20 protein-coding genes are annotated in these 25,573 nt (G+C 70.6%); 11 read left to right on the top strand and 9 right to left on the bottom strand.

Going from position 1 to position 25,573, the window contains the following annotated elements; genetic code table 11:
• Window positions 1-43: 43 nt before the first annotated feature.
• The 3 genes from ABGA98_RS30200 to ABGA98_RS30190 are packed head-to-tail and all read right to left on the bottom strand — an operon-like array spanning window position 44 to window position 2,168.
• Entirely contained in the window at window positions 44-673 is a 630-nt protein-coding gene (locus ABGA98_RS30200; protein ID WP_347621796.1) for a cytidylate kinase-like family protein, read from the bottom strand.
• A gap of 9 nt (window positions 674-682) precedes the next feature.
• Window positions 683-1,633: a tetratricopeptide repeat protein gene (locus tag ABGA98_RS30195; protein WP_347621795.1), complete on the bottom strand. Its 951-nt coding sequence runs from the start codon at window positions 1,631-1,633 to the stop codon at window positions 683-685.
• Complete coding sequence (locus ABGA98_RS30190; RefSeq protein ID WP_347621794.1) at window positions 1,617-2,168, bottom strand: MarR family transcriptional regulator; 552 nt, start codon at window positions 2,166-2,168, stop codon at window positions 1,617-1,619. The genes ABGA98_RS30195 and ABGA98_RS30190 overlap by 17 nt, the downstream gene beginning before the upstream one ends.
• Before the next feature lie 228 nt (window positions 2,169-2,396).
• Between ABGA98_RS30190 and ABGA98_RS30185 the strand changes: the two genes are divergently transcribed.
• The 5 genes from ABGA98_RS30185 to ABGA98_RS30165 all read left to right on the top strand — a co-directional run bounded on the left by ABGA98_RS30185 (window position 2,397) and on the right by ABGA98_RS30165 (window position 5,719).
• A complete protein-coding gene (locus ABGA98_RS30185; RefSeq protein ID WP_347621793.1) occupies window positions 2,397-3,878 on the top strand; it encodes a hypothetical protein in 1,482 nt (493 codons plus the stop codon).
• 25 nt (window positions 3,879-3,903) lie between these two features.
• Window positions 3,904-4,575 carry a DUF4230 domain-containing protein gene (locus ABGA98_RS30180; protein WP_347621792.1) on the top strand — a complete coding sequence of 224 codons (672 nt, stop codon included), beginning with the start codon at window positions 3,904-3,906 and terminating at the stop codon, window positions 4,573-4,575.
• A 141-nt stretch (window positions 4,576-4,716) separates the two neighbouring features.
• Window positions 4,717-4,869, top strand: a complete 153-nt coding sequence (locus ABGA98_RS30175) for a hypothetical protein (protein ID WP_347621791.1) — start codon at window positions 4,717-4,719, stop codon at window positions 4,867-4,869.
• 194 nt (window positions 4,870-5,063) lie between these two features.
• Entirely contained in the window at window positions 5,064-5,330 is a 267-nt protein-coding gene (locus ABGA98_RS30170; RefSeq protein WP_347621790.1) for a hypothetical protein, read from the top strand.
• Window positions 5,327-5,719, top strand: a complete 393-nt coding sequence (locus ABGA98_RS30165) for a type II toxin-antitoxin system VapC family toxin (RefSeq protein WP_347621789.1) — start codon at window positions 5,327-5,329, stop codon at window positions 5,717-5,719. Before ABGA98_RS30170 ends, ABGA98_RS30165 begins: the two co-directional genes overlap by 4 nt.
• A 129-nt stretch (window positions 5,720-5,848) precedes the next feature.
• On the opposite strand, the gene ABGA98_RS30160 is transcribed toward ABGA98_RS30165, so the two are convergent.
• The gene (locus ABGA98_RS30160) at window positions 5,849-7,030 is read right to left on the bottom strand and encodes an acetyl-CoA C-acetyltransferase (protein WP_347621788.1); all 1,182 of its coding nucleotides are present in this window, start codon (window positions 7,028-7,030) and stop codon (window positions 5,849-5,851) included.
• 86 nt (window positions 7,031-7,116) lie between these two features.
• On the opposite strand from ABGA98_RS30160, the gene mce reads away from it, so the two are divergent.
• The 3 genes from mce (at window position 7,117) to ABGA98_RS30145 (ending at window position 10,375) form a co-directional block, all read left to right on the top strand.
• Window positions 7,117-7,539, top strand: a complete 423-nt coding sequence (gene mce, locus ABGA98_RS30155) for a methylmalonyl-CoA epimerase (protein WP_347621787.1) — start codon at window positions 7,117-7,119, stop codon at window positions 7,537-7,539.
• A gap of 193 nt (window positions 7,540-7,732) precedes the next feature.
• A complete protein-coding gene (locus ABGA98_RS30150; RefSeq protein ID WP_347621786.1) occupies window positions 7,733-9,031 on the top strand; it encodes a DivIVA domain-containing protein in 1,299 nt (432 codons plus the stop codon).
• A gap of 138 nt (window positions 9,032-9,169) precedes the next feature.
• The gene (locus ABGA98_RS30145) at window positions 9,170-10,375 is read left to right on the top strand and encodes an AI-2E family transporter (RefSeq protein ID WP_347621785.1); all 1,206 of its coding nucleotides are present in this window, start codon (window positions 9,170-9,172) and stop codon (window positions 10,373-10,375) included.
• Window positions 10,376-10,475: 100 nt separating this feature from the next.
• On the opposite strand, the gene ABGA98_RS30140 is transcribed toward ABGA98_RS30145, so the two are convergent.
• The 5 genes from ABGA98_RS30140 to ABGA98_RS30120 form a co-directional block, all read right to left on the bottom strand.
• Window positions 10,476-11,258 carry an alpha/beta fold hydrolase gene (locus ABGA98_RS30140; RefSeq protein ID WP_347621784.1) on the bottom strand — a complete coding sequence of 261 codons (783 nt, stop codon included), beginning with the start codon at window positions 11,256-11,258 and terminating at the stop codon, window positions 10,476-10,478.
• A 188-nt stretch (window positions 11,259-11,446) separates the two neighbouring features.
• Complete coding sequence (locus ABGA98_RS30135; protein ID WP_347621984.1) at window positions 11,447-17,530, bottom strand: RHS repeat-associated core domain-containing protein; 6,084 nt, start codon at window positions 17,528-17,530, stop codon at window positions 11,447-11,449.
• A gap of 244 nt (window positions 17,531-17,774) precedes the next feature.
• Window positions 17,775-20,972, bottom strand: coding sequence for a LamG-like jellyroll fold domain-containing protein (locus ABGA98_RS30130; RefSeq protein ID WP_347621783.1), 3,198 nt, complete (start codon window positions 20,970-20,972; stop codon window positions 17,775-17,777).
• Window positions 20,973-21,220: 248 nt separating this feature from the next.
• Complete coding sequence (locus ABGA98_RS30125) at window positions 21,221-21,925, bottom strand: alpha/beta fold hydrolase (protein WP_347621983.1); 705 nt, start codon at window positions 21,923-21,925, stop codon at window positions 21,221-21,223.
• Between the two features lie 11 nt (window positions 21,926-21,936).
• A complete protein-coding gene (locus ABGA98_RS30120) occupies window positions 21,937-22,227 on the bottom strand; it encodes an ATP/GTP-binding protein (protein ID WP_347621782.1) in 291 nt (96 codons plus the stop codon).
• A gap of 125 nt (window positions 22,228-22,352) precedes the next feature.
• On the opposite strand from ABGA98_RS30120, the gene nucS reads away from it, so the two are divergent.
• From nucS to ABGA98_RS30105, 3 genes are all read left to right on the top strand, one after another.
• On the top strand, window positions 22,353-23,015 hold the full coding sequence (gene nucS, locus ABGA98_RS30115) for an endonuclease NucS (RefSeq protein WP_347621781.1): 663 nt from the start codon (window positions 22,353-22,355) through the stop codon (window positions 23,013-23,015).
• Window positions 23,016-23,329: 314 nt separating this feature from the next.
• The gene (locus ABGA98_RS30110) at window positions 23,330-24,802 is read left to right on the top strand and encodes an aldehyde dehydrogenase family protein (protein ID WP_347621780.1); all 1,473 of its coding nucleotides are present in this window, start codon (window positions 23,330-23,332) and stop codon (window positions 24,800-24,802) included.
• A 63-nt stretch (window positions 24,803-24,865) separates the two neighbouring features.
• Window positions 24,866-25,489 (top strand): TetR/AcrR family transcriptional regulator, encoded by a 624-nt coding sequence (locus ABGA98_RS30105; RefSeq protein ID WP_347621779.1) that lies wholly within the window; start codon window positions 24,866-24,868, stop codon window positions 25,487-25,489.
• Window positions 25,490-25,573 lie beyond the last annotated feature (84 nt).

Here is a 25,573-nt window from a genome sequence, read left to right as displayed (position 1 = left end):
TTCGGGACTGACCAAGAATGCATCCATGTTAGAGGTCATTCGGTCAATCCCGCGCCTCGGCGGCCATGACGATCAGGTCGGCACAGGTGCCCACGGGGATCGTGGTGCTGTCGATCACCAGGTGATAGAGGCAGGCGTCGGCCGGGTCGGTGCGGTAGAAGTGGCGCACGTAGGCGCTGCGCGCCCGGTCGTTGTCCTCGATGATCTGCCGGGCCTCGCGCTCGCCCAGCTGCCCCAGCGTGGCGGTCTGCCGCACCCGGCGGGCGACGGGGGCGTCGAGCCGGACGTGCAGCGCGCCGGGATGGTCGGCCAGCACCAGCGCCCCCGCCCTGCCGAGGAACACGCCGCCCTGGAGGCGCGCGGTGTCTTTCAGCACGCGCTCGGTGCGGCTGACGAACTCCTCGGGCGCGAGCGGCATCGCGCCGGGAACGTACATGTCGACGCCGCCGAACGTCACCGTGGGCAGCCGCATCGCTCCGGAGAAGAGCCGGCCGATGCCGTGCTCGGCCCGGTCGTCGTGGGCCAGCGCCTCCTCCAGCGTGCAGCCCAGCTCCTCGGCGACGGCACTGGGGATCGCGCGGTCGACGAAGGGCACGCCGAGGCGCTCGGCCACGGCCGGGCCGATCTGGCTGCCGGCCGTGCCGTATGTCGCCGATATGGTGACGACCCGCATAAATTCAGGTTAGAACAGCGCGCTCGCCAACGCTCTACGGGCCTTGGCCAAGGATGGGTCTTCGGGGGGCAAAGCCTCGAACAACCCGAGCAGGTGCCGCCTGGCCTTGTCGCGCTCGTCGCCCGAGGTGCGCTTGACCACGGCGATGATGCGCTCGAACGCCTGGTCGACCGCGCCCGACATCATCTCGAGGTCGGCCGCGAGCAACTGCGCGTCCAGGTCGGCGGGGTCCTGCGCACGGCGCTGGACGTCGGCGGGGTCGGCCTCGGACGTGCGCTTGAGCAGGCCCACCCCGGCCAGCCCCATCTTCGCGTCCTCGTTGCCCGGCTCGCGGGCCAGCAGCCGCTGGTAGGCCTGCATGGCCGCGTCGAAGTCACCACGGTCGATCGCCTGCTCGGCCGCCACCATGTCGGGGTCGGCGGGCGGCCCCGACGGCGCCTCCTGCTCACCGGGCTGGCCGGCCTCGCCGGCCTCCGGGGGCCTGGCGCCGGGGTTGGCCTGGTAGAACTGCTCGACCGCGCCCATCAGCTCGTCGAGCCAGCGGCGCACCTCCTGCTCGGGCAGCACCTGCTGGAAACCGGTCACGGCCTGGCCCTGGAAGATCGCCAGCACGGTCGGCACGGCCTGGACGCGCAGCGCCTGCGCGATCTGCGGGCTGGCGTCGACGTTGACCTTGGCCAGCACGGCCTTGCCGCCGAGGTCGCCGACCACCTTCTCCAGCACCGGGCTGAGCTGGGCGCTGCCCGGCGCCCTCGGCGACCAGAGGTCGAGCACGACGGGCACCGTCATGGACTTGTCGATGACGTCGCTCGTGAACGTCTCCTCGGTCACGTCGACGACCGAGGCCGTGGCCGCCTGGGGACCTGCGGCCTCCCGCCGGGCCTGCGCCTCCAGTGCCTGCTTGCGCGCGCCCAGGTCCACAGCTCCGTAGAGCGACCCGGGTTTAGAGAAGTCCGCCATGCTCCTCATCTTGCCGCATCGATGACCCGGCGAAGTCACCAGCCGCCACCCGGAGGGTGCGCAACTGGTCGAACATCTCCTGGAGTTCGTCCTCGGCGTACATCGACAGGCCGAACTCGGCGGCCATCAGGTCACCGGTGGCACGGCGTACGACGTCGCGCCCGGACTCGGTGATCTCGGCGAGCACGCCGCGCCCGTCGCGTGGATTGGGCAACCGCCGGACGAACCCGGACTTCTCCAGCCTGTCCACCGTGTTCGTGACACTGGTGGGGTGGACCATCAACCTTTCCCCGATCTTTGACAAGGGCAGCGCCCCCGCCCTGCTGAACGTCAGCAACACCAGCGCCTCATACCGCGCGAAGGTCAGGCCGTAGGGCTTGAGCAGCGCGTCGAGCTGCGACAGCAGGATCTGGTGCGCTCGCATGATCGACGTCACCGCGGCCATGGCCGCGGACGGACCGAAATGCGCGCGCCAGCTCTCCGCGGCGCGGTCAATCGGGTCGAACGGCAGGTTGAGCGGCTTCGGCTGCGTCACAGCGATACGGTAGCGCGCTGGTCGTCCCGGTTCGTCTGGCTACTCACAGCGACAGGCCTCTCCGCTTGGCCAAGAGTCCGGACATCAATCATCACGCTCAGTTATGGTTCTCCTACGAATGGTGACGCGGATGCCAAGTCCATCAGCCTGTGGGGACCGGCCGGACTGATCGTTTCCGCCTTGCCGAGGGGCACGGGGGGTGCTTGATGAACTTCAACGGGAAAACGGGTGCGTGAGCACGGGGGCGTTTCACGGGAGGAGCTGAAGCAGAGCGCGGCCGTCACTGTGGCCGTGTTGCTCGCTGTCGGCCTGGTCGCGGCGTGGAACGTCCTGATACCCGGCGTCGACGCCTGGGAGAACATCGTGGCCGCGGTCATCGGGTCGCTGCGGTTGACCGGGCCGGTCGCCGCGGCCTTCGCCGCGTGGGTGGCGCTGCGCAAGCGCAAGGCGCTGCGCGGGCGCTCGCTCACGACGTGGCGGGCGCTCAAGGCGCCGCTGGCGATCGTGGTGGTGGTGCTGGGGTCGTTCGGGGCGACGGTGCTGGTCCTGGCCGTCAAGACGGTGCTCACCGACCAGGCGGGCCGGCTGAGCCTGGCGGGCCTGGGCATGGGCATGGCGGGCCTGGCCCTCTACTCGGTGATCGGGTGGGTGGCCGGCTGGGTGCTGCCGCACCCGTTCACGCCGCCGGTCGCCGGGCTGGCCTGCTATGGGGTGTTCTCGTGGCTGGCCGACGACCGCGGGTGGGCCGACAAGCTGGCGCCGGGCACCGGTGAGCCGTACGACCTGTTCCAGGGGCTGAGCGGGGCGGCGTTCTTCGACCAGACGATCTGGCTGCTCGGCCTGACGGCAGCGCTGCTGCTCGGCTGGGCGGCGCTCGTGACCAGGCAGGCGCTGGTGCTGGCGTGCGCGCTGCTGGCCGTGCTGGCCGCGGGGATGGGCGTGTCCCGTGTCCTGACCCACTCCAAGCCGGCCGCCGCCGAGGAGATCGCCTACAGCTGCCAGGAGTGGCCGATCACGGTGTGCGTGCATCCGGGCATGCGGGCGGGGCTGACCGAGCTGGGGGCGTCGTTCACGCAGATCGCCTCCAGGCTGGCGGGCACGCCGGCCGCGTTCACGCGGGTGGAGCAGCGGCCGCTCGACGACGAGCTGAAACCGTCGAACGGGCTCGCGCCGATCCACGTGCCCGACCTTTCCGCCGGGTTCGCGGAGGAGGCGGCGTACGAGTACATCGAGTCGCTGGCCGCCCGCTGCCCCGGCACGGTCGCCGACGGCTACCGGGAGATCGTGATGGCCTGGCTGCGCGGCGAGCCGTTGCCCGGAGGACCGCTGCCGGAGCACCAGTACGCCGCGTCGTGGTTCTCGGGGCTGAGCGAGCACCAGCGCAGGGAGTGGCTGCGGATGTTCTACAGCGACTTCCAGAGCTGCCGGCTGGCCGGCACGCACTTCGGCGGCGGGCCGGCCCACGCCCAGGTGGCGCCCTCGCCCGTACGCCCCACGCCCTCGTCGAGCCACGTCTATCCCGTCTACCCCGACGCGGGCGGCACCCCGGCATCGACCTCGGCCCCCGGAACGAGCTCGCCCCCGTTCGGACGGGGGCCGGGGACGTCCTCTCCGGTCGGTGGGGTCACGGTGGCGCCGGCGGTCGCGGCCGGGGACAGGTCCGCTGCCGCGAAGGGACCGGAGATGTCACCGATCGGCTGGCGATGGTGATCGCCGGGAGGGTAGTCATGCTCCCATGACGACTTCCCGTACGACGCCGCCCGAGGTGACGCCGGGGCGGCGCCGCAGGTGGCGATATCTCGCGGCGTTCCTGGTCCTGGCGGTCCTGCTCGTGGTGGGCGGCCGCCTGGCCTGGTCCTGGCTCGACCCGTTCGGCGGGCGGACCATCGACCGCAGCCAGCCGGCGCTGCTGCAGTCGATCAAGGACATGAGCCGCTTCGAGGCGGCGACCGGCACCTTCCAGGTGGTGGTCGACCTGGAGAAGGACGCCAACTTCCTGCCCGACGCCGTCAAGGGCACCCGGACGTTGTTCGTCGGGGCGGGCGGCGTGGACGCGTACGTCGACTTCTCCGCCATGGGCACCGACGCGGTCACCGTCTCGCCGGACCGCACGGAGGCGACCATCCGCCTGCCGCACGCCCAGCTCGAGAAGCCCAACCTGGACAACAGCCGCTCTTACGTGTTCGCGCACCAGCGAGGGCTGTTCGACCGGGTGCAGGACTTCCTGTCGGGCTCGCCGAGTGACCAGCGGGAGCTCTACCTGCTGGCCGAGAAGAAGATCACAGAGGCGGCGGTGGCCAGTGACCTGCGCGCCAGGGCCGACGCCAACACCAAGGCGATGTTGTCGGGCATGCTCAAGTCGCTCGGGTTCACGAAGGTGACGGTCGAGTTCACCGGCGAGCCCTAGCCGCGCCTCAGAGGCCTTAGCCGCCCGTGCCCCCGCTTACGTACCTGCCCGCGTCCAGAGATAAGGCATCCGCCCGATGTGGCGGGGAGGGCCTTAGGACGAGTCTTGAGAGTGCAGGCAACAGAGCAGAGGAGCACTCGGATGAACGCCGAACTCGAATACACCGTGATGCAGCACCACGCGTCAGAGCTGCGCCGCGCCGCCGCCGAGCACCGGCGGGTCATGGAGGCGCGCAGGGGCCCGCGGGGCGAGCGCCGCCACCGCTCGGTCCTCGCCAGGTTCCTGGCCTCATGACCGCCCACAAGCAGCCCGGCCGCAACCTCCCTCGCGGCCGGGCTGAACAGCCCCCTTGAGGGGGCGCGCTCGGGCCCTGAATTCCTGGTGAGGGCCTGAGCGGTGCGTTACGGGGCCCCGGTCCAATTCCTGGTCGGACCGGGGCATCGCGCTGTCCGATGTCGGCCGGACGGCAGTGCATGCATAATGCATGCATGAGTGTTGCACTCCAGATCCGTGACGTCCCCGAGCCGGTGCGGGACGCCCTGGCTGCGCGGGCACGCGCCCAGGGCAAGAGTCTCCAGTCTTACCTCCTCAGGCTGGTCGAGGAGGATGCTCGTCGCACCAGGAACGTTGATCTGATCAATATGTTCGAGAACCGCGCGGATGGCTACAGCGGCGACGAGGACACCGCGGACATGGTCCGCGGGATGCGCGCCGAGCGCGAAGTCCGCCTCTCGGACGGCAGCGGCGCGCAATGATCGTCCTCGACGCTTCCGTCGTTATCGACGCGCTGACACGCGACGACGACAAGGGACGCGCCGCACGTAAGCTCATGATGAGCGACCCTCATTGGGCCGCCCCCCACCACATGGTCACCGAAGTCGTCTCCGGCATTCGCGGTCTGCTTCTTGGCGGCAAGATCAGCCAGGAACGCGCGGAAGAGGCGTTGTCCGCGCTGGGCAACGCCGAGCTCGACCTGGTCGACGTGCGTCCGCAGCTGCCACGGATGTGGCAGCTGCGCGCCGATCTCACGGCTTACGACGCCGCGTTCGTCGCCGTGGCGGAGGCCGCGGAGTGCGTCCTTATCACGAGAGACCGCCGATTGGCCGTCGCCGCGGGGGTCCGCTGTCCCGTCCACGTCATTTGACGCCCGGTAGGTGCGTGCTGACCCGGGCTGGCGCGCCGGTCTTCCTACGGGAGTGTGAGGAGCTCCTCCAACCGCCGTACGACCTGGCCGAGCGGTGCGGGTAAAACCTGCCCTTGTTCCGAGGCGGGCTCAGGGGACGCGGATGAGCAGCGCGTCGCCCTGGCCGCCACCGCCGCACAGGCCCGCCGCTCCCAGGCCGCCGCCCCGCCGCTTCAGCTCGTACGCAAGCGTGAGCACGATCCGGGCGCCCGACGCCCCGATCGGATGGCCCAGGGCGATGCCGCCGCCGTTGACGTTGACCTTGTCCAGCGGGACGCCCAGCTCCTGCGCGGACTGGAGCACCACACTGGCGAAGGCCTCGTTGATCTCCACCAGGTCGAGGTCACCGGCCGACACGCCCTGCTTGGCCATGGCCTGCTTGATGGCGTTCGCGGGCTGGGACTGGAGCGAGGCGTCGGGGCCCGCCACGTTGCCGTGCCTGCCGATCTCGGCCAGCCACGGCAGGCCCAGCTTCTCGGCCCTGGACTTCGACATGACCACCACGGCGCAGGCGCCGTCGGAGATCTGGGAGGCGGAGCCGGCGGTGATGGTGCCGTCGGCGGCGAAGGACGGGCGCAGCTTGGCCAGCGTCTCCACCGTCGTGTCGCCGCGTACGCCCTCGTCCTCCTTGACGACGACCGGCTCGCCGCGCCGCTGCGGGACCGGCACCGGGACGATCTCGTCCTCGAAGACGCCGTTCTTGATGGCGGCGGCGGCCAGTTGGTGGGAGCGGGCCGACACGGCGTCCTGCTCCTCGCGGCCGATGCCCAGCCTGGTGTTGTGGCGCTCGGTGGACTCGCCCATCGCGCACTGGTCGAACGCGCAGAACAGGCCGTCGTGGGCCATCGAGTCGACCACGTCGGCCCCGCCGTACTTGACGCCCTTGCGCAGGCCGGGCAGCAGGTGGGGGGCGTTGGTCATCGACTCCATGCCGCCGGCCACCACGATGTCGAACTCGCCCGCCCGGATGAGCTGGTCGGCCAGGGCGATGGCGTCGAGGCCCGACAGGCAGACCTTGTTGACGGTGACCGAGGGGACGGTCATGGGGATGCCGGCCTTGACGGCGGCCTGGCGGGAGGGGATCTGGCCCGCGCCGGCCTGGAGGACCTGGCCCATGATGACGTACTCGACGGATTCGGGCGCCACGCCGGCCCGCTCGAGCGCCGCCTTGATGGCGATGCCCCCCAGGTCGACGGCGGTCAGTCCGGACAGGGCGCCGAGCAGCTTGCCGATCGGGGTGCGAGCTCCGGCGACGATGACGGAACTGGACATGGACACGGGCCTCCTGTGCTCGCCATCTGGTTCTTTGACACCATACCCACGAGTAGGTGACCGTTCGCCATGGAGGTGGGCCACATATGTTCCTGCGGATCGACCACATCGGTATCGCGTGCCGGGACCTCGAAGAGAAGATTCGTCTCTTTTCTGACACGTTCGACCTGACAGTAGTTGCCCGGGAGGTCAACGAGGAGCAAGGTGTCAAGGAGGCCATGTTGCACATCTCCGACGGCGAAGGCGGGGGCTCCTACATTCAGCTCCTGGAGCCTCTCTCCGAGGACTCCCCTGTGGGAAAATTCCTCACCAAGCGTGGCGAGGGCGTCCATCACGTGGCATTCGGCGTACGGGACGTGACGGACGCCATGGGTAAGATCAACGAGAGAGGAGTGAGGCTCCTGGACGAGCGTCCCAGACACGGGTCGATGGACTCACGGATCGCGTTCCTGCATCCCAAAGACGTGGGAGGAATGCTGACCGAGTTGGTCCAGGCGACCAAACGCTAGAAAAGCCATATAACGCGCATATGTAACTAGTCACGCAGAAAGTTGGACGGGGCTTCGCAGGTGGCACCAGCGGAGTACGCTTGACCTTCCACCGGACATGGAGCCTGCCGCGAGGCACAGGCTCCTGGATCGGATGCCCCGAACCCCCCGTCCGGCCCGTGTAGCCGTCTCGACAACCCAGGATCGAGCCTCCATGCAGTCCGACATCGACGCCCAGCTCAACAACTTTTTCGAGGACGCCCCAGCGCGCGAGTTCGACGTGGTGCTCCGTGGTTACGACCGGCATCAGGTCCATGATCACTTGAAGCAGCTCGACGGAGAGCTACGCCAGGCGCGCGAGCAGGTTGCCGGCCTGCAGCGCGATCTGTCCGACTCCCAGCGCCAGCTGCAGGAGCAGGAGCGCCCCACCTACTCCGGTCTCGGCGCCCGCATCGAGCAGTTGCTCCGCCTGGCCGAGGAGCAGGCCACCGAGCTCGTGCAGGCCGCCAGGTCCGAGGCCAACGAGATCAAGGCCGCCGCCAAGGTCGAGGCCGCCGACGTGCGGGCCGCCGCCGAGGCCGAGGCGGCCGAGAAGCGCGCCCAGGCCACGCGCGAGTCCGACGAGATGCGCACCTCCGCTGAGCGGGACGCCGAGGAGATCCGCTCGACGGCTCGCCGCGAGGCCGACGAGCTGACCAACACCACCGAGCGCGAGGCCGCCAAGCTGCGGGCCACGGCCGACCACGAGGTGGCGGAGAAGCGGGCCGACGCCGAGCGCGAGATCGCCAAGCTCCGCACCACCACCGAGCGCGAGGTCGCCCAGCTGCGGGCCTCGACCAAGCGCGAGCGCGACGAGGTGCTGACCACCGCCAAGCGGCAGGCCGACGAGATGCGCGCGCAGGCCCAGCGGGTGCTGGAGGAGTCGGAGGCCAAGCGGGCCCAGGACGAAGCCGAGTTCGAGATCCAGCTCGCCGCCCGCCGCGAGGACGCCGAGCGCCAGGAGGCCGAGCGCCACGCCTCCGCCCAGGCCGCCACGCAGAAGCTGGTCGCCGAGGCCGAGCAGCGCGCCGCCACGGCCGAGTCGAGGGCCACGAAGGCGACCCAGCAGGCCGACCAGACCCGCCGCGAGGCCGACCTGCACGCCAAGCAGCTCGTCGCCAACGCCCGCAAGAGCGCCGAGACCATCGTGGCCGACGCCAAGTCGAGCGCCGAGACCATCGTCACCGAGGCGAAGAACGAAGCCGAGCGCACCCGCACGGCGATGCAGCGCCAGGTCGACGAGCTGACCCGCCAGCGTGACAGCATCACCAGCCACCTGGCCCAGCTGCGCCAGCTGCTCGGCGGCGCCGCTCTGCCGGGCCAGGAGCAGCCGGAGATCGCGGTCGCGGCCGCCCCGGCCAAGCCGGCGATCGCCGCGCCCGTGGTCGAGGCCTCTCCCGCGGAGCCGGTGCCGGCGCCCGCCGCCAAGGCCCAGGGCAAGGCGGAGGACGACGCGGAGTGGTGGCAGGAATAGCCGAAGTTCACACGGGGGCTGAGTGACGGCTGAGAGAGCCTGGCGACCTGATCGTCGCTAGGCTCTCTCTTTGTTGCCGGGCCGACATGCCCCCGTGCGAGCTCGGCATGGCACGTCGACGACCCCCATGGAGTTCCCATGTCCACAGATGCCGAATCCGCCAGGGCCGAGCCCGCCGCCGGGCCCGTGACCGCACCCGCGGAACGGCCTGAGGGCGGCAGGACCGTGGCCCCGACCGGAGAACAGCCTGAGGACGGCGGACTCGAGGCCACGGGTGGGGGTGGCGAGGCGGGCGCACAGCCGTACGGGCTGCCCGGCAAGCCGCTGGCCCGGGGGCCGTTCCTGTTCGGGCTGGTCGGCGGGCTGGGGGTGCTGACGGCGATCGCGATCGCCCAGATGGTCGTCAACTCGCTGAGCACGATCATCCTGGTCGTGGTGGCGATGTTCCTGGCCGTCGGGCTCAACCCGGCCGTGGAGGCCCTGCAGCGCTGGGGGCTGGCCAGGCGCGCGGCGATCTCGATCGTCTTCACCGGGGTGATCGTGGCGTTCGTGCTGTTCGGCCTGGCCGTGGTGCCGCCGGTGAGCAAGCAGTTGTCGGAGTTCATCGAGGCGGTGCCGGGCTACATCACGGAGCTGAGCAACCATCCGACGCTGCGCCAGATCGACGCCGACTACCAGGTCCTGCCGCAGCTGCGCACGTTCGTGACGAGCACGCTGGGGCCGTCGCTGGCCACCGGGATCATGGGTGCGGGCCTGGTGGTGCTGAACGGCGTGTTCACCACGGTGACGCTGCTGGTGCTCATGCTCTACTTCCTCGGCTCACTGCACACGATCAAGGACTACCTGCTCAAGCTGGTGCCCGCCTCGCGCAGGGAGCGCACGAGCGCGATCAGCGAGGAGATCCTCACCGGCATCGGCGGTTACGTGGCGGGCAACGTGCTGATCTCGGTCATCGCGGGGGTGGTGGCCTGGATCTTCCTGTCGATCGTGGACGTGCGCTACGCGCTCGCGCTCGCTCTGGTCGTGGCGCTGCTGGACCTGGTGCCGCTGGTGGGCGCCACGATAGGCGCGGTGTTCGTGAGCCTTGTCGCGCTGCTGCAGTCGCTGCCCGCGGGGATCGCCTGCGCGATCTTCTTCGTGCTCTACCAGCAGGTCGAGAACTACTTCATCTATCCCAAGGTGATGAAACGCTCGGTGGACGTGACGCCCGCCGTGACGGTGATCGCCGCGTTGTTCGGGGGCGCACTGCTCGGCATCGTCGGCGCGCTGCTGGCCATCCCGGTCGCGGCGGCGATCTCGCTGATCATCCGTGAGGTCGTGCTGCCCCGCCAGGCCCGCGCCTGAGCGACGGGCTCAGACCCCGCCGAGTCCCCGTGGAGCGCGACCTGAGCCGGACCTCAGTCCCAGGCTCAGACTCCCGGGCGATCCCCTTGAGCGCGGGGTCTCAGCGTGTCCCGCCGAGCTCTGACCTGAGGAACTCGGTCACCGCGGCGTTGAACGCCTCAGGCTGCTCGACCGCGCTCAGGTGGCCGGCCTTCGGGATGACCTCCAGCCGCCCCTCCGGCACGGCGCGTACCATCTCCTCGGCGTCAGCGGGTGGGGACAGCTCGTCCTCCTCCCCCACCACGACGAGCAGCGGCACCTTCAGCGCCCGCAGCGTCTCGAACGAGCCGCCCCGCGCGGCCATCGCCCGTTGCGCCCAGGCGACGGCGCCCGGCGGAGCCGACTGCACCAGCCCTTTGACCCGCCCGAACACCATGGCCCGCCGCTCCTTGGTGGTCGGCCCGATGAGCGCCGGAAGCACCTCGCTGACCAGCACGTCGCTGCCTTCCGCCAGCACGGCCCTGGCGATGCGCTCCCTGTTGTCCCTGGCCGGGGGCGGGTCCTCGCCCGCCTTGGTGTCGGCCAGGATCACGCCGAGCACCCGGTCGGGATGCCGGCGGCAGAACGCCATGGTCACGTAGCCGCCCATGGACAGCCCGCCGACCACCGCCCTGTCGATGCGCTCATCGTCGAGCAGCCTGGCGACGTCGTCGGCCATCAGGTCGAGTGACGGCTCGTCGTCGCCCAGCCGCGAACCGCCGAAGCCCCGCAGGTCAGGTGTGATGACCCGGCAGACTGTGGCCAGCCCTTCCCGCTGTGCCAGCCACATGGCCGACGACAGGGGGAACGCGTGGAGCAGCACAACCGGGATCCCCGTCCCGGCCGATCTCTTATAGAGCTGCACAGGCCCCACGGTAACCCGGTTCACGGCGACAATCACTCCATGTCCTGAACTCCTCCCCGGCCTGAAGGTGGAGACCGAGGGCTCTCCCGTCGCGTCGCGGGCTGGCGGCGCGCGGGGTTGACCCCGCACCCGGGCCGAAACGAGGGCCCGCCCCCGAGCAGGGGCGCGCCCTCGCACCGGATGACCCGTCAGAAGCCGCCGAAGATGATGTCCAGGGCGTCTCCCAGACCGCCCTTGTCGATCCAGCGGGTGAACCGGGCGCCGGTCTCGGCGACGGTGCCGGCCCGCGTGCTCTCCGGCTCGATCTTCTCCGGCTTGAAGATCTGCTTCTCACCCTGGCCGCTGCCGCTGCCCCGGCCCAGGTTCGACGGGGGCCGCCCCTGGGGGTACATCCGGCCGTTGCCGTAGACGGTGTAGGACTGGGTCGGCTGCCTCGTGCCGTCGTTGCGCCAGATGTGGCTCGGCCGTGGCTGGGCCGGCTGCCGGTTCACCTTCGGCGGCGACTGCCGCTGCGTCGACCTGTGGCTGGTCGGCCGGCTCGCCGGGCGCGACCGCGCGCGCTGGATGCCGCGCGGCAGCCTGCCGGCCCGCCGGTTGCGCGCCCTGGCCGCGGCCGCGGCGCGCCTCCTGGCCGCCGCCTCGCGAGCCTCCTTCCTCGCCTTCCTCCGTGCCGCAGCCGCGGCCCTGCGCCGCGCCGCCGCCTCCCGCGCCTTCCTGGCCTTGGCGGCCGCTCGTTTCCTGGCCGCCGCGAGCGCCCGCTTCCGGGCCGCGGCCGCCGCTCTCCTCCTGGCCGCCTCGGCGGCCTTCTTCCTGGCCAGCGCCGCGGCACGGCGCCGGGCCGCCGCGATCGCCGCGCGCCTGGCCGCGGCCCGCCTGGCAGCGGCCAGCGCCGCCCGCCTGGCCGCCGCCTGGGCGGCCCGCCTGGCCGCCCACCGGATCGCGATCCGGGCCGCGATGCCGGCCGCGAACCAGAACAGCTGGCCGTCGGGGTCGCTCATGGTGACGGGGCTGTTGTTGGCGTAGGCGTAGGCGTTGAGCTGCTGCGGGTCGAGATCGTCGATGACGGGGTCGACCGACAGGAAGCGGCCGTTGCGCGCGTCGTACTCGCGGGCTCCGAGGTGGATGAGCCCGGTCGTCGGATCCTTGGTGCCGCCGACGAAGGCACGCTGGCCCGGCCACCATGGCGGTGGCGAGCCCCGGTCCTCGCCGAACGGCGTCTGCCTGCGGATCGCCAGCTCACCGTTGCCGGCGTTCACGGCCGCCTGCGCGGTGCCCTGATGGTCGTTGGCGAGGAAGTGGACCTGGTCGTCCGGCGTGCGCACCGCGATGGGCTGGTCGTTGACGGTGTAGTAGCGGGTCTGCTCGACGGCGTCCTTGGCGAAGTCGAAGCGCAGCTCCATGTCATCGACGTAGAGCGTGGCGTCGGCCGGCGTCCTGCGGATCAGCCGCTCGCCGTCCGCGTCGTAGACGAACGACGTCGTCTTGCCGGCCTCCGTCACCGACTCCAGGTTGCCCTCGGCGTCCCAGACGAGGGTCTGGTCGGAGGCGCCGACCTTGCGCCTGGTGGTGTTGCCGGTCGCGTCGTACTCGAAGAGGTCCGATCCGGCGCTCAGCAGCGCGTGCGGTCGCTGCTCGCCCGGCTTCGGGTAGGTGGAGGCGCGCACGGTCTCGGGCGCGCCGCCCCAGGCGTGCTTGGTCTCCTTGACGCGGTTGCCCGTGACGTCGTAGGCGTAGCTGACCGCGTACGGGGCCGCGCCGCCGATCGTGCCGGACTGCGGGGAGCCGGAGGCGCAGTCGTCGGTGGCCGTCCACGCCGACGTCATGCGGCGCAGGTGGTCGTAGGTGAAGCACTGCGTGTCCTGGCCGCCCGCCCGCTCGGCGATCTTGGTGATGTTGCCGACGGCGTCGTAGGAGTAGTGGAGGTCGAGATCCGTGTCGGCGGCGCCCTCCCTGTCCAGCCGCATGCTGGTGAGCCTGCGGGTGGACTCGTCATGGGTGTAGGTGAGCCAGGTCTTCTTGCTTCCCGAGCCCAGCTCGTACTGCAGGGTCTCGCCCAGCTTGGAGTAGCGGGTCGTGTTCACGTACGTCGACAGGCCGGCGAGCCTGACCGGCTGGCCGAGTTCGTCGTAGCTGTAGACGACCGACTCCTCCGCCAGGCCGCCGGCGGCCGGGAAGCTGATCGACTGCACCTGGTCGTCGAGCGTGTAGCGGGTGTTGAGCACGTACGCGCCGGCCAGCTTGCCCTCGCGCTCGGGGATGGTGACCGTCTGGCGCAGCGTGCGGTAGTCGGCGTCGATGGCGTTGATCTCCGCCTTGTACGCCTGCCCGCCCGCGTAGCGGATGGTGGCGTTCATGTGCCCCTTGGCCAGGCCGTCGTACTTCCACTCGGCCAGCAGCGGGCCGCTCGCCGAGCCGTCGCGCAGCTCCTTCTTGCGGCCCAGCTCGTCGTAGACGTACCAGAGCGTCCTGCCGCGGGCGTCGGTGGTGCTGACGACCTCGTCGGCGTCGTTGTACGTCATCGTGGTGACGCCCTTGTCGGGGTCCTCGGTCTTGATCTCCCGTCCGCGCATGTCGTAGTGGTGGCGCCACACGTTGCCCGCGGGGTCGGTCACCGTGGCCAGCCGGCCCGCGTGGTCGTAGGTGTACTTCGTGGACTCGTAGTCGCCCGTCGGGGTCGCGCCCTTGTACTGGCGCAGCTCGATCAGACGGTCCTCGGCGTCGCCGATGCGGGTGGTCGCCGTGCCGCCCGGCGGCGGCGTCACGTGGATCCTGTCGCCCTCCTGCTCGGCGCTCACCCGGTACTTCTCCACGCCCTTCGCCTTGAGGACCTGGGCGGTCACGTCGCCCGAGCCGTCGAAGGACGACACGATCTGTGCCGGCACGTCGGCGTCCGCCACCGCCAGCAGCTCGGTGGAGGGCGTCCCGGTGGCGAAGTAGCCGGTGTTCGACTTGTACTGCTCGCCGAGCGAGTTGTGGAAGGTGTCAGTGATCGTGCGCCCCTCGCGCAGCGCGGGGTCGTCCGTCTGGTCGTCGCGGGGCGCGGGCTCCTGCGTCTGCCGCTCGCGCAGCAGGCCGTCGTACAGCTCGTGGCTGGTGGTGTAGCCGCCGTCGGCGCGCAGCGTCTTCGTGGTGACGACGCTGGGGCCGTCGTTGCGCATCAGGTACGTGTACTCCGTGCTGGGCGACTGCCCGGCCGCCTTGCTGCGGTCGGGCTGCCAGACCTTGATCAGGCGGCCGAGCGCGTCGTGCTCCATGTCGACGCGGCGGTTGTTGGCGTCGATCTCGGCGACGGGCTCGCCCCACGCCGGTTCGAGCAGGGTGCGCTCGACGTGGCCGAGCTGGTTGGTCTGCCTGACCTCGGTCGCGGGGGCGCCCGCGGCCGGGACGTAGGTGGTGACGGACCGGGTGCCGGCCGCGTCGGTCTCGCTGGTCTCGCGGCCGTAGGCGTCGTAGGTGTGGACGCGGTCGGTGATCGTCGCGCCGTCCCCGGACACGAGCTGCTGGACCTGGGTCACGTCGCCCTTGCTCGGGGCCTGGCCGAAGTCCTTGCCGTCGTACTGCACCCGCTCGTCGGAGATCACCTCTCCGGCGGAGAGCGTGGACACGGCCGTGTCACAGCTCGCCGCGACCTTCTGGATCCTGCTGGTGTAGTCGAGCATCCAGGCCGCGTCGTTGCGGGCGTAGGTGTAGCGGGTGCACTGGTCGTCGTCCGCGACGGCCAGGTCGCCCTTCTCCTCCACGTGCGTGAGCAGGCCCTTGGCGTCGTACGTGCGCTCCTCGCCGGTCCGCCGCCACGTTCCGCCGCCCAGGGCGGTGCGGGTGACCATGGACTCCGGCTCGACCACGTACGCGGCCTTGGTGACGCCGTCGTGCGTGGACGCCGCGGTCTTGAGCGACCACGGCTTCTCGACGGTCGAGGTCACGATGGGCCCGCCGTCGCCGTCGTACAGGATCTCCTCCCGCTCGAACCCGGCCAGCTGGTCGAGGTCGTCGAGCTTGACGCCCTCGGTGTCCTCGACCTGCGCGCTGCGCTTGGAGCCGTCGGACTGCCGGTCACCGTGCAGCCCGCGGAAGTAGCGGAACTCCGTGAGCGTGCGCTCGGTGTCCTGGCCGTCGCCCTGGCGGACGCGCACCCGGCCGAACCCCCGGTAGTCCGCCCACGTGCGGTGCTCGGGCTTGACGAGGATGTTGTCGGCGTAGCGCCAGCCGGCGCCGCCGAGATACTCGTAGTCGGTGACCACGCTCGGCGAGCCCGCGACGCGGTCCACCTCGACCGTCTGCGTCACCACGTACTTGTGGAACCAGTCGGTGACCTCGGCCTCGTCCGGCGGTGACCAGCGCTGCGGGTAGCAGCGTTTGTCGTTCTTGTCAGCGGCGGGCAGGTTGCCCGGCTCGCACTCGGCGGCCGAGTAGTGGACGCGCAACTCGCCGCCGGACTCGTTGTCGACGGCCTGCACGCGCCACTTGACCAGCGGGGCGCGGCCCTCGTCCGCGTCGACCCGGTTGGGCAGCTGAACGCCGGTGAACGTGGTCTTGGGCAGCGTGATCGTGCCGCCCACGTGGCCGGTCTGCTGGATCGAGGCCAGCCACAACGACGGGCTCATGCCGTCGCCGGTGGCGGGGAACTGGTGGTCCAGCGCCCAGGAGTCCACCGCCGCGTACTGTCCCGAGCCGTTGAGGATCTGCGTGGTGACCTTGGCCAGCCGCTTGCGGGTGAAGAACGTGGGCGCCAGGCGGTCGGTGCACTTCTGCCCCGAGCCGCAGATCTGGTCGAACGGCACGTCCGGCCAGTGCTTGGCGGTGTCCTTATTGAGCTGGTCGGGGGCGCAGGTGACCGTGCCGCTGGGCAGGCAGCGCTCGGCCACGTCGAAGACCACGCGGGCGGCGGGCGCCTTGGTGAACAGCTCACCCTTCAGGTAGCCGTAGTCGATGCGGGTCAGGTAGGCGCCGCGCACGTACTGGGTGCCCTGCTCGGGCTTCATGTTGCGGCCGTAGTAGTTGCTCTCCTGGGTGTACCAGTAGGTGGTGGCGTTGCCGTGGGGGTCCACCGCCGAGTCCAGGTTCCACCGGTACGCCTGCCGGCACCAGGCGTTGGCCGGGGTGCTGGAGTAGCAGGGCTCGCCGCTGTTGTTGCCGAACACCGGCACCGTCTGCACCGACTTGGTCTCCGGCTTGCCGGAGGCCCAGCCGGGCAGGCGGTTCAGCCCGAACGTGTACTGCGTGCCGTCGGCGGTGGTGACCCGCCAGTACTCGCCGTTGTTGTCGCCGTTGGTCGCCCCCGTGAGCTGCTCGATCCTGGTGCCGTCGTCGCGCTTGGGCCGCCACTGCTTCGTCGTGGCGTCCTTGACCAGCTCCATGGAGGAGTTGCCGAGCGACAGGGTGGCGTTGTCCTGGTCCCAGCACAGGTCGCCGGTCTTCTTGCCGTCGACCATGCAGGACTTGAAACGGCGCTCGACGTAGCCGGCGGGGTTCAGCTCGAAGCCCTCACCGGCCCAGGACGGCTGGTTGTTGGTGGAGGCGGTGCGGCCGTCCACGCTCTGGGAGGAGTAGACGAGCGACACGTCCGGCTCCTCGCCGCCCAGCGCCGGAGGCGTGCGCAGCTCGTACGTCCAGCTGAAGTCGCCCGACTGGGTGCCGACGCTCCAGTTGGCCGAGGGGGCCAGGCCGGTGGCGGAGTGGTCGCCTGACGGGCCCGACGCGGCGGCGGTCACGGCGTACAGGCCGGTCGTCGCCACCTCGGCGGTCAGCGTGCCCGCCTCGGTGTCGTTCACGCTCTTGACGGGCCGCGGCTGGGCGCAGCCGGTGGCCTTGGCGTCGAGGGCGCACTCCTCCAGCTCGACGACCCGGAGCCGGGCGCCGTAGTCGCCGCCGTACGCGTGGCGGAAACTGGAGTAGTCGATCTCCAGGCGGGTCCTGGCCTCGGCCGCCTTCGCCGTGGCCCCTCCGCCGGGGGAGACGCGCAGCGCGAGGCCCAGCCTGCCGGTGGCCTCGGCGTCGAGGATCTCGACCTTCACCGGGGCCGCCGCCGTCACACCCTTCCGCGCGGCCAGCCGTACCGGGAATCCGGCCGCCTGGGTCTTCGCGCCGGCGCCTCCGAGCTCGGCCGTCTGCGGCTTGGGCCAGGAGACGCCCGGCGGAGCCTGCCACGCCTGCTTCTTCACCGGGTCGGCCATCGGCGGGACCACCGGGACCTTCTCGCCCTTGACCGGCGTCTCCTTCTGCACGGACGGGGCCTGGCGGGGCGCGGCGTGGGCGGGCATGGCGTACGCCATGGGCACGACGAGGACGATCGAGAGGGCTGTGGCCAGCCGGCGTGGCCAGCGAGGCTCCGGCTTGGGCTCGGTGAGCCTGTTCCAGGAGGGGTCTGCGATGTCTGGTTCGCCCGGTTCCCGGGGTTGCTGAAAACGATTCCAGCGGGATTCGGGCAGGTCTAACTCGCTCTGCGGGTCCATGGATCTCTCCCAGTGAGGTGCTGCCAGGGGGAATTACTGGGTTAGTCGGGACTTACTGCGACACTTATTGGGCGGCCAGTTGAGCGATCTGCTCGGCGTTGAGCACACCGTCGTACGTGCGGACGTCGTCGAGGGCACCCGGCCAGTAGCCGGTGAGGACGCCCGCGGTCCTGGTCCGGCCCAGGTGCAACGGGCCGGTCGCGTTCCAGGCGCTGATGTGGTCGGTCACGGTGGTCGTGGACAGGCGGCCGTTGACGTAGATGCGCAACTCTCCGGCCAGGGGGTCGTACACGCCGGCCACGTGCGTCCACTCCAGGGGGACGGGAACGGCGTCCGAGCGGGTGCTGACGAGCGCGGCGGTGTCGGTGTCGGCGGCGGCCATGCCCAGGGCCCACCGCCCCTGGTCGAAGCCGAGCTGGAAACCGGCGGCGCGGCTGCCGGTCTGGGCCACGGCCGCGGCGGCGCGGGTGGGAAGGTAGTCGAGCTGGGTCCAGGCGGCGACGGTGAAACCCGTCCTGGTGTTGACGGCGGGCGCGCTCGTCTGCGCGTGCCCGTCGACGCCGTCCAGCGCGAGCGCGCCGTCCAGCCACCCGCCCGTCCACGAGGCGGCTCCGGACAACGACGCGGCGGTCGCGCGGCCCGAGGAATCGGCGGCCGACGAGCCGGACTCCTCGTCCAGCCTCCAGTGGCCGACCAGCGTGGCAGCGCTGTTGACCAGATCGGCGACCTCGTCGGCGAACATGGCGCGGGCGTACACCCGCACCTCGTCGACGTCCCCTTGCCAGTGGTCCGAAGCCGCCCCGCCGACCCTTCCGCGGCCGATCGTCAGGGGGCCTGTGGCGTTCCATGGTGGTGTGACGGCGACCGTGGACTCCAGCCGGCCGTTCACGTAGAGCGAGATCTGGCCGGCCGCCGAGTCGTAGACGCCGGTCAGGTGGGTCCATTCGCCGAGCCGGGGCGCGGCCTGCGACAGGGCCCGGGCCACCGGCGCGCCGTCCGCGTCCGCGCCGGGCAGGCTCAGCGCCCAGCGGTCGTCGGCCCTGGCGTACTGCAGCGCGAACGCGCCCGTCCTGCCGCCCTCCTGGGTGACGGCCGTCGCGGAGGCGGCCGTGCTGGTCAGGCGGGCCCAGGCACTGACGGTGAAGTTGCGACTGGTGTCGATGACGGGGCCGGACGTCTGGGCGTACGCGCCGGCCAGCCCCAGCGCGGACCCGGTCCTGCCGGCCGTCCAGGTGGCCCCGTGCAGCGTCGCCGGGTGCGCGCCGGTGGCGTCGGCCGCCACCGTCCCCTGGCCGTCGTCCATCGTCCAGTGCCCGCTCGGCGGCTTGCCGGTGTTGACGTTGAAGACGTAGGTGCGGATCGGGCCGAGGTGTCCGGCGCGGTCCCTGCTGCGCACCGCCAGCACGTTGGGGCCGCTGTGGCGCGGGGTGAGCACGATCGAGGCCGTGCCGTCCGCGGCGGGCACGGACTCCGCCTTGGGCGTCGTGTCGAGGCCCCAGAGGTACGCGGCGACGTCAGGGACGCCGTTCGGGGCGAACGCGAACGTGCCGGGCAGGCCGACGCCGTCGCTCCAGCCGTTCTCCGTGTAGTCCGGCGAGGAGACCTGCGGTTCCCTGCCGGGGGCCGTCGCGTCCACCGTGGCCTCGCACCACGGGCTCCACGCGCCGGTGGCCGTGCCGTCCTCGGCGCGCACCCGCCAGCGGATCATCGCGCCGTCGGCGAACAGGCTGTTCGGGATGGTCGCGGAGAACGCGCCGCCCGACGAACCCAGCGGGGTGACGTACTCGCCCGACTTGACCCCGCCGGCGTCGTACCACTCGAACCGGCCCCTGACCGAGTCGTCGGCGTCCGTCAGCTTGGCCCACAACTTGGGTGTGTCGGTGCCGATGACCGGCCTGCCGTCGCCGGAGACGCAGGCGCCGCCCGGGTCCGACCACAGGTCCGCGGCCACGGGGTCGGCGGGCACCGAGTTGTACTCGATGACCAGGCTCGGGTTGTTCCTGAACTTCTTCCAGGCGTACTGGTCGGTCTCGCTGGTCGCGCGCAGTCCGATGGTGACGTTGGGCCACTGTTTGGCGGCGGCGTTGACCACCTGCGGGGTGACGTCGAACTCGACCCCTCCGGGCAGGCAGCTCGGTCCCCAGCCCTTGGCGACGTTCTTCGTGTCCAGCTTGGTGACCCATGCGGGCTGCTTGTTCCAGGTGGTGCTCTTGCTGATGGTGTTGGTCGCCCAGGCCTCCACCTTGCGGGCGCTGCACGAGTACGACCACGTCTCGTACGTGCGCAGCGTGGCCTTGAGTATCTGCTTGCCGTGGATGGCCGAGCCGGTGTTCATCTGGAAGAACGAGCGGTTCTTCTGCGAGTTGACGTGGCCCACCCTGGCGACGTCGCTGGAGTTGAGGTAGTTCGAGTTGGGCCAGTTGCTCCAGACGGCCGTCCAGGCGTTGCGGGCGGCCGAGAAGTAGGGATCGAGGTAGACGGGGAAGCGGGTCCCCGGGTCCGTCAGCATCTTCCTGTCGGGCCTGAGCCGCAGCCGGCCGTCCGCCAGCCGCACGCCCATCGTGGTCTCCCTGGCCTCCGGCGAGCGGCCCTCCTTGAGCGCCTGCGGGCTCGTCATGCCCTCGGAGTCCCACATCTTCGGGGTGGGCGCGACGAAGATCGTGCCGTCGTTGTCGTCGATGGCCTCAAGGTTGCCCGCGTTGTCCGCCTTCACCGACAGGCCGGAGACGGAGAGCGGGAACGTCAGCTCGGTCAGCCCGGCCGCGGCGGCCCGCGACTTGACCACCAGGAGGTGCGAGAAGCCGTCCACGTCCGCGGTGACCTGGAGGTCCACGCCCGGCATGACCTCGGGATAGGTGGCGGTGTCGCCCTTCAGCGCCGGCCTGGGCAGGGCGCCCGTCCACCCCAGCCGCATCGACTTGCCCCCGCGCGACATGGCGGCCAGCGGGCCGCTGCCGCCGCCGGAGAACGTCAGGCCGACCGCCGTGGCGACCGGCTCGACCGCGCCGTCGGGGCGCAGGCGGAGCGTGGTGTCGACGGGGACCCAGCGGTCCCCCTTGCGCACGCGTACGGGCCGCACGTGCATCTCCATGGTGAGCCTGCCGTCGGGCTGGGCGAACACCTGGCGGGTCTCGTTGCGCATCGACGCGACCTCGACCGGCCTGCCCGCGCGCCGGGCCATCGCGAGCGCGGCCTCTTCGGTCTCCGCCGGGCCGTGCGCCGGCGGCCCGGCCACCCGCTGTGATCGTTCCTGTGCGGACACCGACTGCGGAACCACTAAGATCGTCGCCGATAACGCCGCCGCAGCCACTCCACGCATTACCCGCATACGTTCCTCGCCCACGCTGAGCAGGGGTTACGCGCGGGATTCAAGCACCCGGCGTCTCCACGATCTTCGGTTGACGATCGGATTTTCACCCCGGTTGATTCACTTGGTCCAGAGTTCTGCTCATTCTGCTCAAAAAAATCTTCAGTGATCTTGGGCACATGGAAGTATCCGCCAAGACGGTCTCAGACCTCCGTCGGGAGTGGCCAGGCCCCCGGATTCACCCGCTTGACGATCTCGTCCAGCGCGACGCGCACGTACGGCTCCCCCACCCACAGGTGCTTGGCGCCGTCGACCCCGACGACCTCGGCCTGCGGCACCCGGGCGAACCGCTCGCGGGCCTCCTCGGGCCGCAGGTAGTCGTCGAACTCGGGCACTAACGCGACCAGCGGCCGCCCGAACCGCGCCCAGGCGTCCAGATCGTCGTCGGTGGCCCGGTGGAGAGGGGGCGAGAGCAGGATCGCGCCCTCGACGAGCGGATCGTGCGCCCATTTCAGCGCCAGCTCAGTGCCGAACGACCAGCCGACCACCCACACGTGCGGCAGATCGTGGAACTCGGCGTATTCGAGGGCCGCGGCCACGTCGAACCGCTCACCCTGACCGCCGTCGAACGTGCCCTCCGAGGTGCCGCGCTCCGACGAGGTGCCGCGCGTGTTGAAGCGCAGCACGGCCAGGTCGGCGAGGGCGGGCAGGCGGTTGGCGGCCTTCTTGTAGACGTGGCTGTCCATGAAACCGCCGTGGGTGGGCAGCGGGTGCAGCGTGACCAGCGTGGCCGCGGGAGGCCGGTCCAAGGGCAGGGCCAGCTCGCCGACCAGGGTCAGGCCGTCGCCGGTGTGCAACTCGATCGGCTCTCGCCGGGCGGGCAGCACCGTGGCCGCGCGAATCTCCACCATGGGTCCTCTCAGTAACGGCTGCGGCCTGGGCCGCGGTCGAGTCTCTTACGCCAGCAGGCCTGGTGCCAGTGGCGGCGCTCCTCGTCGCCGCCCGGCCAGGCGGGCCAGGCCACGATGTGCGGCAGCCCGACGCGGATCTCCTGGTCGCAGCCCGGGCACCGGTAGTTCTTCGTGGACGACGAGCCGGTCAGCATGCGCACTTTCCACGAGCCGTCAGGCCACTCCTCCACCATGTCCAGGCCGGTCGGGAAGCCGAAGGGGCGGGAGGACTCCCTACGGCGGGCGCGACGCGGGCTCATCGGCTCCGGGGACCCATCACACCCACGTCCGCCATCCGCGCCGTGCCCATCCTGCCCGGCCCGGCCGCTCCCACCCGTTCGAACGCCATGCGACCAGTTTTCCAGAGCCGCTAAGGTGGGGCGTCATGCGGTTGGTCATCGCGCGGTGCAGCGTGGATTATGTCGGACGGCTCACGGCGCACCTGCCGATGGCGCCGAGACTTGTGCTGATCAAAGCGGACGGCAGCGTGAGCATCCACGCCGACGACCGCGCGTTCAAGCCGCTCAACTGGATGAACCCGCCGTGCAAGCTCAAAGAGGACGGCGAGACCTGGACGGTCACGCACGGCAAGACCGGCGAGAAGCTCGTCCTCACCATGGCGGAGATCCTCCACGACTCCAGCCACGAGCTGGGCGTCGACCCCGGGCTGATCAAAGACGGCGTGGAAGCCCACCTGCAGGAGCTGCTCGCCGAGCACATCACCACGCTGGGCGACGGCTACTCGCTGATCCGGCGCGAATACATGACGGCGATCGGCCCCGTCGACATCCTGTGCCGCGACGGGCACGGAGCGACGGTGGCCGTCGAGATCAAGCGCCGGGGCGAGATCGACGGCGTCGAGCAGCTCACCCGCTACCTCGAACTGCTCAACCGCGACCCGCTGCTGTCGCCCGTGCGCGGCGTCTTCGCCGCCCAGGAGATCAAACCCCAGGCCCGCGTCCTCGCCTCCGACCGCGGCATCACCTGCGTCACCCTCGACTACGACGCCCTGCGCGGCATCCAACCGGAGAATCCGACTCTTTTTTGATCATCTTTTACGGCTTCGCCTAGTCCAGCCACCCGCCGTAGCCGGCTGACGGCCTTCCAGGGGAACGGCTTCTGACCTGGCTCCCTTCTAGATCCTTTACGGCTCCGCGGAGGCCAGCCACCCGCCACACTCCGGCTGACGGCCTTCCAGGGAAACGGCTTCTGACCCTTCAGTGGTGGCCCGCCGCTACGGCGCGCCCTGTGGGCCCTGTAAGTAGCGAAATGTCGGCCCTCGCCGGGTCTCCTTCCCTTCAGGAGCTTTCCGGCGTGGGTGGGGCTGTGGTAGGCGGAGGGTGGGCGGTTTATGGTGACGCCATGGCGACGCTGACGTTCGACTCACTCAATCCGGCGACCGGCGAGATCGTCGGCAGTCACCCCAACCAGGCCCCCGAGGCCGTGCGCCAGGCGGTGGGGCGGGCGGAGGAGGCCGCGCGGTGGTGGGCCGCGATCGGGGCGGCCGAGCGGAGGCGGCGGCTGCTCGACTACAAGGCGGTCGTCACCCGGGAGCTCAGGGCCCTCGCCAAGCTGGTCCACGAGGAGACCGGCAAACCGGTCGGCGACGCCACGCTGGAGCTCGTCCTCGCCATCACGCACCTCGACTGGGCCGCCCGCAACGCGGCTAAGGTGCTGGGCCGCCGCCGGGTCGCCACCGGCGTGATCGGCCTCAACCTGACCGCTACCCTCGAATACCTGCCGCTGGGCGTGGTCGGCGTGATCGGCCCGTGGAACTACCCGGTCTTCACCCCGATGGGCTCCATCGCCTACGCGCTCGCCGCCGGCAACGCGGTCGTGTTCAAGCCGAGCGAGCTCACTCCCGGCATCGGCGTGCGGCTGGCGGAGCTGTTCGGGGAGTCCGTCCCGGAGCACCCGGTGTTGCAGACCGTGACAGGGCTGGGCGAGACGGGGGCGGCGCTGGCCGCGGACCCGAGGGTGAGGAAGGTGGCGTTCACCGGCTCGACCGCCACGGCGAAGCGCGTCATGGCGGCCTGCGCCGAGAACCTCACGCCGATCGTGGCCGAGTGCGGCGGCAAGGACGCGTTCATCGTGGACGCCGACGCCGACCTGCGGGCGGCGGCGGACGCCTGCCTGTGGGGCGCGATGTCCAACGCGGGCCAGACGTGCGTGGGCGTCGAACGTGTCTACGTCGTCGACGCCGTCTATGACGGCTTCATGCGCGAGTTGTCCGAGCGGGTGGCCGGGGTGCGGGCGGGCGAGCACTACGGCCCGATCACGATGCCCGGTCAGGTGGACATCATCAAGCGGCACATCGACGACGCCGCCAAGGCGGGGCGCGTGGTGGCCGGCGGCGCCGGCTCGGTGCGGGCGCCGTACGTCGATCCGGTGATCGTGGAGGACGTGCCGGAGGACTCCCCCGCGGTGCGGGAGGAGACGTTCGGGCCGACCATCACCGTGCGGCGCACCCGTGACGCGCACGAGGCGCTCGAACTGGCCAACGCCTCGGCCTACGGGCTGGGCGGCACGGTGTTCTCCAGGAACGCGCGGCGGGCGACGGACCTGGCCAGGAGGATGCGCACGGGGATGACCGCCGTCAACTCGGTGATCTCGTTCGCGGGGGTTCCGGCGCTGCCGTTCGGCGGGATGGGCGATTCGGGGTTCGGCCGGATCCACGGAGCCGACGGCCTGCGCGAGTTCGCCAGGCCCAAGGCGATCTCCCGGCAGCGCTTCGCGATGCCCGGGATGAACCTGACGTCGTTCTCCCGGAGGCCCGCGGAACTTGAGCGGCTGATCAGGCTTGTCACGTTCTTGCACGGGCGACGTAAGAGATAATCGCCGCGCTCTTTCCCCGATCCGATCATCCGTCCATAATTGTGTGCTCTGGGGGCCACGATCATGTTGGACGGGTGGAATGTGAACCGGTCTTACCGGGGAATGTCGGCTGAGCAAAGGCTGGCGGACAGACGAGAGCGGCTGATGACGGCCGCGTACACGCTATACGCGAAACCGGGTTTCGCGGCGACGACCATCGAAAGGTTGTGCTCGGAGGCGAGGATCTCCAACCGGGCCTTCTACGAATGTTTCGGCGGCCGCGAAGAGCTCCTTCAGGCGTTGCACGAACGCTGCGTGGAGGAAACTCTGGCCATCGTGGCCAAGGCGTTACAGGAAGCGCCCGACACGCTGGCGGGCCGGGTCGAGGCGGGGATCCGCGCGTATGTCGAGTTCGCCACGGCCGACTGGCGCCGGGCCCGCATCATGCACGTCGAGGTGCGCAGGTCAGGGGATGTGCTGGCCCTGTCGCGCCAGCGCGCGATCGAGTCGTTCGCCCGGCTGGTGGAGGAGGCGTCCGCCGATTTCCCGCAGGCCGCCCCGTCCAGTCGGCGCCTGGTGGCGCTGGGTGTCATTGGCGCGCTCCAAGAGTTGCTCATCGAATGGCTGCTCTCGGAGGACCAACCGGAGATCGACGAACTCGTCGCCGTCGCCGTGCACATCTTCTCCCGTAGCCTCGGCTCCGGCTGACTCCGCATAACCGTCTCTTTTGCACGAGGATTCAGAGCGGTATCACGGACAGCCGTAATCTGCTTTTTGTCTAAGCCAAGAAAG

The organism is Nonomuraea sp. B1E8 (assembly GCF_039871515.1).
GTDB lineage: Bacteria > Actinomycetota > Actinomycetes > Streptosporangiales > Streptosporangiaceae > Nonomuraea.
The sequence above is the reverse complement of the archived record's forward strand: the minus strand, read 5'-3'. Positions and strand labels throughout refer to the sequence as shown.

Coding starts and splice junctions, on each gene's coding strand:
- ABGA98_RS30165 (WP_347621789.1), top strand. CDS start 5,327: ATGATCGTCCTCGACGCTTCCGTCGTTATCGACGCGCTGACACGCGAC.
- ABGA98_RS30150 (WP_347621786.1), top strand. CDS start 7,733: ATGCAGTCCGACATCGACGCCCAGCTCAACAACTTTTTCGAGGACGCC.
- ABGA98_RS30175 (WP_347621791.1), top strand. CDS start 4,717: ATGAACGCCGAACTCGAATACACCGTGATGCAGCACCACGCGTCAGAG.
- mce (WP_347621787.1), top strand. CDS start 7,117: ATGTTCCTGCGGATCGACCACATCGGTATCGCGTGCCGGGACCTCGAA.
- ABGA98_RS30105 (WP_347621779.1), top strand. CDS start 24,866: ATGTTGGACGGGTGGAATGTGAACCGGTCTTACCGGGGAATGTCGGCT.
- ABGA98_RS30160 (WP_347621788.1), bottom strand. CDS start 7,030: ATGTCCAGTTCCGTCATCGTCGCCGGAGCTCGCACCCCGATCGGCAAG.
- ABGA98_RS30195 (WP_347621795.1), bottom strand. CDS start 1,633: ATGGCGGACTTCTCTAAACCCGGGTCGCTCTACGGAGCTGTGGACCTG.
- nucS (WP_347621781.1), top strand. CDS start 22,353: ATGCGGTTGGTCATCGCGCGGTGCAGCGTGGATTATGTCGGACGGCTC.
- ABGA98_RS30170 (WP_347621790.1), top strand. CDS start 5,064: ATGAGTGTTGCACTCCAGATCCGTGACGTCCCCGAGCCGGTGCGGGAC.
- ABGA98_RS30135 (WP_347621984.1), bottom strand. CDS start 17,530: ATGGCGTACGCCATGCCCGCCCACGCCGCGCCCCGCCAGGCCCCGTCC.
- ABGA98_RS30145 (WP_347621785.1), top strand. CDS start 9,170: ATGTCCACAGATGCCGAATCCGCCAGGGCCGAGCCCGCCGCCGGGCCC.
- ABGA98_RS30180 (WP_347621792.1), top strand. CDS start 3,904: ATGACGACTTCCCGTACGACGCCGCCCGAGGTGACGCCGGGGCGGCGC.
- ABGA98_RS30110 (WP_347621780.1), top strand. CDS start 23,330: ATGGCGACGCTGACGTTCGACTCACTCAATCCGGCGACCGGCGAGATC.
- ABGA98_RS30200 (WP_347621796.1), bottom strand. CDS start 673: ATGCGGGTCGTCACCATATCGGCGACATACGGCACGGCCGGCAGCCAG.
- ABGA98_RS30120 (WP_347621782.1), bottom strand. CDS start 22,227: ATGAGCCCGCGTCGCGCCCGCCGTAGGGAGTCCTCCCGCCCCTTCGGC.